The organism is Mesorhizobium sp. M7D.F.Ca.US.004.01.2.1, assembly GCF_003997785.1.
In the GTDB taxonomy this organism is placed as follows: domain Bacteria; phylum Pseudomonadota; class Alphaproteobacteria; order Rhizobiales; family Rhizobiaceae; genus Mesorhizobium; species Mesorhizobium loti.
In genome coordinates this window covers 1-9846 of the sequence record NZ_RZRQ01000225.1, presented here as the reverse complement: position 1 = coordinate 9846, position 9846 = coordinate 1, and the positions used below count along the sequence as shown (strand labels likewise).

11 protein-coding genes are annotated in these 9846 nt (G+C 60.4%); 6 read left to right on the top strand and 5 right to left on the bottom strand.

What is annotated here, in order from left to right; all coding sequences use genetic code 11:
- On the top strand, positions 1-648 hold a 648-nt coding region (locus EN993_RS37105), incomplete at its 5' end, for a hypothetical protein (protein ID WP_164757793.1).
- Positions 645-1514: a hypothetical protein gene (locus tag EN993_RS24855; protein ID WP_127265078.1), complete on the top strand. Its 870-nt coding sequence runs from the start codon at positions 645-647 to the stop codon at positions 1512-1514. The genes EN993_RS37105 and EN993_RS24855, both read left to right, overlap by 4 nt.
- 55 nt (positions 1515-1569) lie before the next feature.
- On the opposite strand, the gene EN993_RS24850 is transcribed toward EN993_RS24855, so the two are convergent.
- The 4 genes from EN993_RS24850 to EN993_RS24835 all read right to left on the bottom strand — a co-directional run bounded on the left by EN993_RS24850 (position 1570) and on the right by EN993_RS24835 (position 5942).
- Positions 1570-2625 carry a DNA polymerase III subunit delta' gene (locus EN993_RS24850; protein WP_109671295.1) on the bottom strand — a complete coding sequence of 352 codons (1056 nt, stop codon included), beginning with the start codon at positions 2623-2625 and terminating at the stop codon, positions 1570-1572.
- Entirely contained in the window at positions 2622-3296 is a 675-nt protein-coding gene (gene tmk, locus EN993_RS24845; RefSeq protein WP_127265077.1) for a dTMP kinase, read from the bottom strand. Before tmk ends, EN993_RS24850 begins: the two co-directional genes overlap by 4 nt.
- A 143-nt stretch (positions 3297-3439) precedes the next feature.
- The gene (locus tag EN993_RS24840; RefSeq protein WP_164757792.1) at positions 3440-4606 is read right to left on the bottom strand and encodes a D-alanyl-D-alanine carboxypeptidase family protein; all 1167 of its coding nucleotides are present in this window, start codon (positions 4604-4606) and stop codon (positions 3440-3442) included.
- 103 nt (positions 4607-4709) lie between these two features.
- Complete coding sequence (locus EN993_RS24835; protein WP_127265075.1) at positions 4710-5942, bottom strand: septal ring lytic transglycosylase RlpA family protein; 1233 nt, start codon at positions 5940-5942, stop codon at positions 4710-4712.
- Between the two features lie 643 nt (positions 5943-6585).
- Between EN993_RS24835 and EN993_RS24830 the strand changes: the two genes are divergently transcribed.
- Both EN993_RS24830 and EN993_RS24825 read left to right on the top strand, forming a co-directional pair.
- On the top strand, positions 6586-7203 hold the full coding sequence (locus EN993_RS24830) for a hypothetical protein (protein WP_127265074.1): 618 nt from the start codon (positions 6586-6588) through the stop codon (positions 7201-7203).
- A gap of 120 nt (positions 7204-7323) precedes the next feature.
- Complete coding sequence (locus EN993_RS24825; protein ID WP_127265073.1) at positions 7324-7734, top strand: hypothetical protein; 411 nt, start codon at positions 7324-7326, stop codon at positions 7732-7734.
- Between the two features lie 50 nt (positions 7735-7784).
- Here the strand turns inward: EN993_RS24825 and EN993_RS24820 are convergent, their stop codons facing one another.
- Positions 7785-8639 (bottom strand): hypothetical protein, encoded by an 855-nt coding sequence (locus tag EN993_RS24820; protein WP_164757791.1) that lies wholly within the window; start codon positions 8637-8639, stop codon positions 7785-7787.
- A gap of 480 nt (positions 8640-9119) precedes the next feature.
- On the opposite strand from EN993_RS24820, the gene EN993_RS24810 reads away from it, so the two are divergent.
- Both EN993_RS24810 and EN993_RS24805 read left to right on the top strand, forming a co-directional pair.
- Positions 9120-9410 (top strand): hypothetical protein, encoded by a 291-nt coding sequence (locus tag EN993_RS24810; RefSeq protein WP_127265071.1) that lies wholly within the window; start codon positions 9120-9122, stop codon positions 9408-9410.
- Positions 9411-9485: 75 nt separating this feature from the next.
- Positions 9486-9846, top strand: a 361-nt coding sequence (locus EN993_RS24805; protein ID WP_127265070.1) for a MucR family transcriptional regulator, incomplete at its 3' end; no start/stop codon positions are given.

Genomic DNA, 9846 nt, shown 5'->3' with positions numbered 1-9846 from the left:
TATGAACGCCACGCCTGGCGCGATGTTGCCGACACCGTCAATCCCCAGGATCTGCTTTGTCTCAGCCAACCTTCGGCCATCGACGGCATGGTGTGGCCGGAGGCCAATGCCTTTCTGCGTCGGTTGAGCCAACGCGCGAACCCGGCCCAGCTCGTTCTCGATTTGACCTATGTCGGGGCGACCGCCGAGCCTCCGATAGAGACGATCCTCGCCAACGCGCCTTGCGTGAGCGCCGTTGTGATCAGCCTGTCCAAGCCGTTCGGCGCCTACTACGACCGCATAGGCGGGGTGTTCTGCCGATCGGAGAATCTCGGTCTGTTTGGCAATCAATGGTTCAAGAACCTGACATCGCTGCAACTGGGGATACGGCTTATGGAGCGGTTCGACGTCTTCGCCATGGCGCGTCGTTACGCCAGCATTCAACAGAGCGTGGCAGAACATGCCGGCCACACTCTCGGCCTAACCTTGATGTCGGCGGACATCTTCATTCTGGCTCGAGGATCGGCAGACGCGGATATCGATCCGGATCTTGTCTCCTATCTCACGCGCGCCCCCGGCGCGATCGACGCCCGGCCACGCTTGTGCCTGACGCCGGGAATGGCGGAACGGATCGGCATGGCCAGTCCGAATTCTGGGACGTTGCCGTGAAGAATTTGCTTCCGCTCGTGACGAGCGATGACATCCATGCCCACTGCCTAGCGCATTGGAAGACAGAAGCATTCCGATCCTCGCATCGCCAAGGCGGCTATGTCCACAGCATAGTCGATCAGTATGCCCGCCTGCCCCGCTTCAGCTGCGAAACCACCAACGACCGCCTAGAGCGCGCGCACTTCTGCACCTGGTGGGGACTGACAATGCGCCGGGATGACTACAACGCCCCGGCCATCGAGGATCTCTACCTTCTGCATGAAATCTGGCACGCCGCGCATATGCCCTTCATCCCGGGCATCGGATTCGAGGCTTTCCATGGCAAGATGGAGCGCAATGAACTCGAGGCCAGCGTGGCTTCCGAACTGCTGATCTATTTCAAGATCGAGGGGCTCCGAGAAAGTGCCTTTCCTCATCCCATTTACGCGGACCGGTTTCTGAATGATCCAGCGATGCGGCTTCTGTGGCGTGAGAATGAAGTCGTCGCCACCAACACACTGCTCGAAGCGCGCCGCAACGTCATGTATTCCAAACCCGAAGGAGACATGGACCTGAGCGAGCGATGGATCCGCAAGTTCACCATGCAGAACCGACAATGGTCGATCGTTTGGGCCGACCGCTACCTTGACATCGAGGATCATATGCATCGATTCCAGCAGATGGCTCTCGGTGGCGACAGGAAGGCAGCCGCCGACTTTCACGCTGACTGGATTCAAGCCGAAGCCGCCATGGACACGGTCGACCATGTTCCTTTCCGCGACCAAGCGCTGCTGTTCGCCACCATCTACTGGGCCAATCGCGCGAAGTATGATGCTGCGCTCGCGGTACAGCGAGCGAGCCAGGCGAAGAACACGGCCGTCGCCTGAAAACAGCCGCATACATCGAACCCTCCCGGAATGGCGATTGCCATTCCGAGGGCCGTCACATTCGCATTGCAGAATTCAGGCGGTCGATCATGGTCAGGGCGTGCTGCTTCTTGTCGAGATTGTAGGTGTCGGTCTCAGATATTGCGTCGAGCGCCTCATGCCAAGTGTCCGACAGCGTTTTAGCCCGTGCGAGATCGCCCGCCAGTGCTGCCTGGCTTGCCGCGTCAGACAACAGGTCCAGCGCCCGGCGGTTGAAGATGTCGAACTGGATCGCCTGGTCGCGGCCGGCCACGGCTTCGGCAAGGCGAAACGCGCCGCCGACATCGCTCTTTCTTCCCGTGACCAGGGCGTCGAGCGTCGAGGCGATCTCCAGCCCGCCATACTGCGTCAACAGGATGGCGTTGCGCGCGCTGCCCCCTGCCCGCTCGACCAGTGCCGCGCGCGCCACCGGGTCGTCCGGCGGCGGCGGTTCCGCCGTTTCCAGCACAGCCATCAGCTCGTCGCCGTCGAGCGGCGTCAATCGCACCACCTGACAGCGCGACCGGATCGTGGGCAGCAGGCTCCCTGGTGCGTGGACGATCAGGATGAACAGGGTTCGTGCCGGCGGCTCTTCAAGATTCTTCAGCAAGGCATTGGCGGCATTGGCGTTCATGTCGTCGGCCGGGTCGACGATGACGACCCGGTAGCTGCCGTCATGTGAGGTCAGCGACAGGAAGCGGTTGACCTTGCGGATTTCATCGACGGTGACAACGGTCTTGAAGCTCTTAGTCTTGTCGTTCAGCGGCCGGGTCAGATGCAGCACGCCGGGATGCGCCCCGGTGGCGATCTGGCGAAACAGCGACGACGCCGGATCGGGAGTGGCAAGGCTTTCCGGCGCCTGCGCGAAATCGGGGTGCTTCAGGAGATGATGCGCAAGATGGAAGGCGAGCGTCGCCTTGCCGATGCCGACCGGTCCGGAGAAGATCAGCGCATGCGGCAGCTTTCCCGCGCGATAGGCGGCGGTGAGCATATCAGCGGCTTGGCTGTGCCCGACCAGGCGTCGCGTCTCGGATGGCTCGGGCACGCCGTCCAGCGTGTCGTGCTGTTCGGGTGCGATGCGCTCAAAAATCATGCCGGTGTCGCCTGCCTGTCGCGCGCCGGCGTTCTCGCTTCCAGCGCCGCGAAGACGGCGGCGGTGACGACATTCTCGACCGCATCGGGATCGGCGGCTGCGTCGACGACGATACAGCGTTCCGGCTCGGCCTCCGCGATCGCCAGAAACGCCTCGCGGCGGGCCTGGTGGATCGCTAGCGTCTCCTTTTCGAAGCGGTCGGCGGCTGCCTCGGTACCGCGCCGCAGCGTTGCGCGCCTCAGGCCTTCCGCCGGATCGATATCGAAGATCAGCGTCATGTCCGGCATCATGCCGTTGATGGCTACCTGCTCCAGCGTGTCCATAAACGCCGGGTCGATGCCGCCGGTGACGCCCTGGTAGACGCGCGAGGAATCGAGGAAACGGTCACAAAGCACGATGGAGCCACGCTCGACCGCCGGCCGGATGACCTGCTCGACATGGTCGGACCGCGCGGCGGCGAAAAGCAGCGCTTCCATCTTCGGCCCGAACGGTTCGGCGGCGCCCGAAAGCAGCACATGCCTGACCGCTTCGGCGCCCGGCGAACCGCCCGGTTCACGGGTAAGGAGGACATCGTATTTCTTGGCGCGCATCTTCCTGGCCAGCCGCTCGATCTGCGTCGACTTGCCTGCTCCTTCGCCGCCTTCGAAGGTGATGAAAAATCCGCGCGCCAATCGAAAGGCCTTTGTCCTTGCATGAGTGGATTGATTGTAGCGCTCTAGATAGTCCGCGTTCGGGAAAACGTCCATGCCATCGATTTTTTGCTTTTATGCATGTCGTTCCCGCCATAACCGGGGCCACTTTTGAGCGACATGCATTAGCGCAGCCAGCCGATCGCCAGTTCCTTGACGGCATCGAGCGCGCGCTGCGGCAGCGTGCCGACGCCGATCGATTCGGCGGCGAAAAGCGGCGTCTCCTGGCTCAGCGTGTCGCCGATCCAGACCCGCAGCGCCCCAACCGGCTGCCCCTCCTCCACCGGTGCCGCAACCGGGCCGTTGTAGACGATCCTGGCCGTCAGCTTGTCGCGGTTGGTGATCGGCAGGAAGATGTCGATCGGGCCCTTGGCTTTCAGCGTCACGCCGGATTTCGCGCCGCCAAAAACCTGCGCCTCGCCGACCACCTCATCCTTGGCGAAGATTTCGGTCTTCTCGAAAGAGCGGACGCCCCAGTCGAGCAGCTTCCGCGCCTCCTCGGCACGTTCCTTGTCGTTGGCCAGTCCGCTCATCGCTGCGATCACCCGCGTGCCGTTGTGGCTGACCGAACCGACGATGCCGAACCCCGAGGCCTCGCTCGCGCCGACCGCCAGGCCATCGGCGCCGATGTCCATCGCCAGCAGCGGATTGCGGTTCCTCTGCGAGATCTTGTTCCAGGTAAAATCCTTCTGGCCGTAATAGCGATAGAAATCCGGATAATCGCGCCACAGGTGCACGGCCAGCTGCGCCAGCTCACGCACGGTAGTCTGCTGGCCATCCGCCGGAAGGCCGGTCGAATTGACGAAAGTCGAGGTCTTGAGGCCGATCTGGCGGGCGCGTTCGGTCATCTGCGCGGCAAAATTGTCTTCGGATCCGGACATGCCTTCGGCGATGATGATGCAGCCGTCATTGGCGGCCTGCACGGTCACGCCCTGGATCAGGTCCTCGAGCCGCATCGATGACTTGAGCTTGGCAAACATCGTCGATGTCCCCGAAGGCGCGCCGCCCTTGCGCCAGGCGTTTTCACTGACCACGAACGTGTCGTCGAGCTTCAGGCGCCCGGACTTGATGGCGTTGAACACCACTTCCATGGTCATCAGCTTGGCCATTGAGGCCGGCGGTATCGGCTTGTCGGCATCCTTCGAAAACAGCACCGTTCCGGTCTCTGCGTCGATCATGAAGACCTGCGCGGCTTTGGTCTCGAAAAGCTGCGCATGGGCCGGACCCTGGGAAAACAGCAGCAGGCCAAAAATTAGAAACCCGGCGAGAGGCGGGAGCAAGCGCAATTGCATGATGTTCGACCCGTTGGCCGGCACGGCCGGCAAGCCCGCGAAAAGTATCAGGCTTTTTACGCGGCGGATCAACCGCGCAGCGGAAATCCGACCTGGCTTGCGCTCAGTTGCGCACAGCCAGCGCATCGGGCGCGCCATGCGACCAGGCTGCCTGCAGCAAATCATCCAGATTGCGGTGGCCATCGGGATAGAGATTGACCGAATACCAGTCCTCTCCCTCGAGTTCCGAGCGCTGGATCTCGATCTTGCCGTATGCGGCAAGCTGAGCGGCAATGCGCTTGGCCTCCGCTGCATCCTCGAATGAACCAGCCGCGACGTAGTCGGTGGACGGACCGGCCGGTGGCGGCTGCCGCTTCCACGATTGAAGCACGTCGGCCGGCGACATGCCGTCGCCACCCAGTGCGGCAAAGGCATTGGAGGCGCGTTCCACCCGCTCGTCCGCATAGGACAGCGAGGCCACGGCAAACGGTGATTGCGGCGGCAGACTGATTTCCGGGCGTTCCGGCACGATCGGGCCGAAATCGGGCAGCGCCAGATCGCCGTAAGCCGGCGTCTGTGCCGACATCACCGGCTGGACCGAGCCTGAATCGGTCAACTGACCCGGAAACGGCACGGCGGCGGCGCCAGCAGGCAGGCTTGGCGAAGGCCCGTTCATGGCGACCATGACGCCGGTCGGCAGCCCGTCCGACGGATCCGGCGCCCTGTTGCCGGGGTGGTAGGAAGCCATCAGATACTGGTCGTCATCGCCGTCGAGCGGTGCACGGCCGACATACTCGACCTTCACTTGAGCGGTGCCGATGTTGGCATAGTCAAGCATCTGGGCTGCGCGCTCCGACACATCGATGATGCGGCCTTCGTGATACGGGCCGCGATCGTTGACGCGAACGATGACCGAACTGCCGGTCTTGAGATTGGTGACGCGGGCATAGCTTGGCAGCGGCATGGTCGGATGCGCCGCCGTCAGATGCGTCATGTCGTAGACTTCGCCATTGGCGGTAAGCCGGCCGTGGAAGGCATCGCCATACCAGGACGCCAGACCGACCTTGGCGTAGCGCTTGTCTTCCTTGGGATAATACCACTTGCCGCGGACCTGATAGGGCTTGCCGAGCTGATCCCTGCCGCCGCCACGTTGCATGCGCCCGTTCCGGGAGAACACACGCGGGCTTGCCTTCACGCCATATTCGGATTCGGAGAAATATTCCTTGGAGCGGGTCTTCTTGTAGACCATCGCTTTGGGCTCAGGTTGCGACGCGCAAGCCGCCAGCAAGGCGGCCGACACGGCCAACAACGCGACTGTAGCAGCGCGACGAAGACGCGGGTGCGTCACAGCCTGCATTTTCCTGATGTCCCCTTCAGTCTCAACTCAAGGCGCCGCATTCAACCATCAGAGGAGCCAAAACACTCACTCGACGAATTCTAACGACGCCTAAAACCCCGATCCTTTGTGCGCAGGAATTGTTTATCACGGTATTAACCGATTGTGGCCGGAACCGGGCAAGATTGTGACGGCGTCACCGTGCCGAGCGCCCTGAAAAGTCACCTCTTTTCGTTCTTCCGCGCTTAGGCAAGGTCGTGCGGCTTGCCACAGAGCGGCTGGCCCCGCTTCCGCCGGGCCATGTCTGCCGGTTGACAGGGCTTTGTCGGGCACACTAGAGCAGTGGACCGCGACAGATGGAGGAATGGCCGAGCGGTTTAAGGCACCGGTCTTGAAATTCGCTCGCTGCCGTACCTCCCCTTCCCGTTCGATGATGTTAAGTCCTTGTCTGTCAAGGCGTTGCGCCACTTGCGGGTGCCCATTGTGCGCGTCTGTCCCGTCTCGTCCCGTAGCGTTGCGTTGCAAAAACCGTAGCAACACGTTCGCTACCTGTTCACCTATTGATTCCGAGGGTTTGCTGCAACTATCGGCAAGGTTCGAGCTTGGCTTCGCAGCTCAGGTCCGATTCGTTCCTCCGATTGATTCCGACTTCGAGAAGCACGCCATGAAGCCACCAACTTACGAACTATATGGCCAGCCTGGTCGGTTGCAAGAAATGCTAGGCATAACGACCGAGATCGGCGCAAAAATTGCCGCGATTGTCACGTTCGGCTCGGCAATCGAGTACCATCTCGAACGCTATATATGGCAAGCGCTTAAGATCGAATACAAAGGTGTCCGACCCAAAACGGACCTGAAGAAGATCACGGATCTCATAGGTATGCTGGAGGGACATGCAGCGGAATTACACTCGGCTGAAGAGCGCGATTTTCTCGAGACATGGTGCACTGCCACCCGCCTGGCATTCGAGATCAGAAACGATATCGTGCACGGCTTGCCGATTAAGTTGGAAAACACCGTTGTCTTTAACCGAAATCCGCGATGGGAAGGCGAGCAGCGCAGGAAGGACTTTACGGACTTTTGGGCCGAAGACTATGCCCTGGATCGCATGAGGGCATTTATGGCAGTCATCGCTCGTATCATCGTGGAGCTTCACGGCGGTCACCTTAAACTATCCCAGATGGCTTCTCAGGCGACTGCTGTTAGAGCTATCCGCCAAGTGAAGCGGACCCTCGAGGAGCTTGCTGACCGATCCTACAATCCGACGTTCGAAAAATATTAAGAAGCGCGCCGCCACCGTGAGTCATCGGGCTTGTAAGGCCTTTGATTTTGATTGCATTGTTTTCTTAGGAAGACCTAATATGGGCAGGCGTTGAAATCGGCATTCTGGGGAGAATGTGCCATGCCTAAGGTTTCGGATCTCTTTTTCAAGACGGCTATCGTGTGGCTCATTCTGGGGATAGGCGCCGGCTTGCAGATGGCCATATCAGGCGATCACGGTGCCTTTCCTGCACATGCACACATTAACCTGCTCGGATGGGTCACAAGTGCAATCTTCGGCGGCTACTACGCCCTTAACCCGGCAAAGGCGGCCAGGAAAATCGCGATGGTCCATTACAGCCTGTACAATGTCGGGCTGGTGGTCATGCTGCCAGCTTTGTATGTGATGCTGCACGGAGGTTATACGGCGATTGAGCCGGTTGTCGCCGTCGGCTCGCTGATCGTGGCTGCTGCCGTGCTGGTATTTGCCTTCGTGGTTTTCTCAGCTGGTAGTGTGCGTTCGGTGTCTGGGTTATCGCCAGCTGCACTCTAAATTCCCGGAGAAGCCCGCGACCGTGAGGTAGCGGGCCAAGGGCGACAGTTTCAGGCTGCGCCGCCTTCCGAAGCCTTGACCGCGTCTTCCAATGCTTCTTCCGGCAGGAACGACCAGAGCAGCGCGTCAATGTCCTCAGTCTGGAGGTCGCCGTATTTGCCGGTGGCGAATTCCTTCAAGAACTCGGCCTTGACCCGGTGTTCCTCCATGGTGGTGCAACGATAGGCGCACACGGCGTTCAGTGCATAGCGTTCAGCGTCGGAGGCCTCGTTGCGTTCGTTGATCGCCTGTTCAAGCCCGACAGCGCTACGCCGTGCGCGCTCTTCCTTGATCAGCCTCTTCAACGTCCGCAGATCGGCCTGCTCGGCCTTACGGAGCGCGGCGGTCGACTGCTTGCTCAAATCGGGCGCCACCTTGGCGAGTGCCGCCAGCTTCTGTTGCTGCTCGGCGTACCGGCGCTTGATGTCGTCGCTCAGATTGGCCTCGACGCTCTCCAGTTCGCTGTAGCGAAGGCTCCGCGACTGGCCGCCGCCAATGGACAAGGGGACGTAGAGTTCGGCGGTCTTGGGCAGATACGCCTCTTCCAGGTCGGTGGCCACATCGATCGCGGAAATGAAGCGGGCATAGGCAGCGTGCTTTGCCTCGATGAGACCTTGTAGTTCACGAGACACGCTAGGGGCCGATGCGTCCCCTGCCCTGGCCTCTTGGCTGGCGACAGCTATGGCAGCCGTGGCAATTGCTGATGACGAGAGAATGGCGCGGCGATTGACATGCTGGTTCATGATTGATGTCCCTGCTTCGATTGTGGGGGGTGTTGCCCGCTCGCCAATGGTCACCGAGTCGTGGCGCTGAAGCGACCCAAAGAGACGGCGAAGCTGGGGAAAGCCTCGTGAGTTGGTCATCATAGTTTCTCTCCGGTAAACGAACGTAAGTCGGCAAGGGCGACTTGGCTGCTTAGAATGGGCATGCCTTCGGCGGCAGCTCGAACAGATGTGTTCGGCATGGCGGTATCTCCCAAACGGTTCTAGTTATCGAAACTTGTTTACTATGTCCGGTAACCTAAATCCGGGTTAGGGCATTGTCAACTGGTTTCTAGGTATGGTAACTAGAAAAAATAGTTTGAGAGGGAAAATGCTGACCACGGGGAACCAGTTGAAAGCAGCGCGGGCGCTTGCGAGCATTGAGCAAAAGGAGCTTGCGGAGTTGGTAGGCGTGAACGTGAACACAATCCGCAGCATGGAGGCAGCCGGTGCCGGCCCTATCGCCGGCCGCTCGCAAAATGTTCAGGCTGTCCAACGCGCTTTGGAGGGCCGAGGCGTCGAATTCTTGAACCACGGCAGGCCTGGTGTTCAGTTGCAGGCGCCATCGCAAATGAGCAGGCCGGGATGACCCGCCTATCTATCGCCGAAGAGCTTGAGAGCGCTGCCGACCGCATTGCGGATATGTCGCGGCCAGATTTGCAGATCATCCTTCGGCGGGCCGCCCTGATGCTCCGGAATGTGTCTGGCGTGCCGCTGGAGCCTCCAATCGAAGACGCGCTGAACTCCATAGCCGCAGAGATGAAGATGAGCCGTCCAGACCTCATCGCGACTATCTTGCGGGACTGGCTGGAGACTAACGCCTACCTGCCGGTCCATGAGTTTGACGACGACACGACAACGGATGGGCGTGCGTGATGCTCCATCGTCACATTGCGCCACTGACGTCAGTCAAGTATTAGCTGACTAGACAACAAAGGGACCAATCAGCATATGACCGATCAAACTGAAAACCGCAGCTCTGAGCTTATCGAGTTTACGGCGGATATTGTTTCTGCCTACGTAAGCAATAACCCATTACCAGTTGCGGGGCTGTCGGACCTGATCGCTTCAGTTCATTTGTCCCTGACGGGCGTTGGCGGACCGGTAGCAGCGGCCGCAGCGTCGCAAACCCCGGCGGTCAACCCGAAGAAGTCGGTGACGCCGGACTTCATTATCTGCCTCGAAGACGGCAAGAAGTTCAAATCCCTGAAGCGGCATCTTAGCACGGACTTCGGCCTGACACCGGACGCCTATCGCGCCAAATGGAACTTGCCGCCCGACTACCCTATGACAGCTCCGAATTACGCCGCTC

What these genes read in the sequence shown, in the direction of transcription:
- EN993_RS24850 (WP_109671295.1), bottom strand. Translation starts at nt 2,625, where the DNA reads ATGATTTTTGAGCGCATCGCACCCGAACAGCACGACACGCTGGACGGC.
- EN993_RS24840 (WP_164757792.1), bottom strand. Translation starts at nt 4,606, where the DNA reads ATGCAATTGCGCTTGCTCCCGCCTCTCGCCGGGTTTCTAATTTTTGGC.
- EN993_RS24835 (WP_127265075.1), bottom strand. Translation starts at nt 5,942, where the DNA reads ATGCAGGCTGTGACGCACCCGCGTCTTCGTCGCGCTGCTACAGTCGCG.
- EN993_RS24830 (WP_127265074.1), top strand. Translation starts at nt 6,586, where the DNA reads ATGAAGCCACCAACTTACGAACTATATGGCCAGCCTGGTCGGTTGCAA.
- EN993_RS24825 (WP_127265073.1), top strand. Translation starts at nt 7,324, where the DNA reads ATGCCTAAGGTTTCGGATCTCTTTTTCAAGACGGCTATCGTGTGGCTC.
- EN993_RS24820 (WP_164757791.1), bottom strand. Translation starts at nt 8,639, where the DNA reads ATGATGACCAACTCACGAGGCTTTCCCCAGCTTCGCCGTCTCTTTGGG.
- EN993_RS24810 (WP_127265071.1), top strand. Translation starts at nt 9,120, where the DNA reads ATGACCCGCCTATCTATCGCCGAAGAGCTTGAGAGCGCTGCCGACCGC.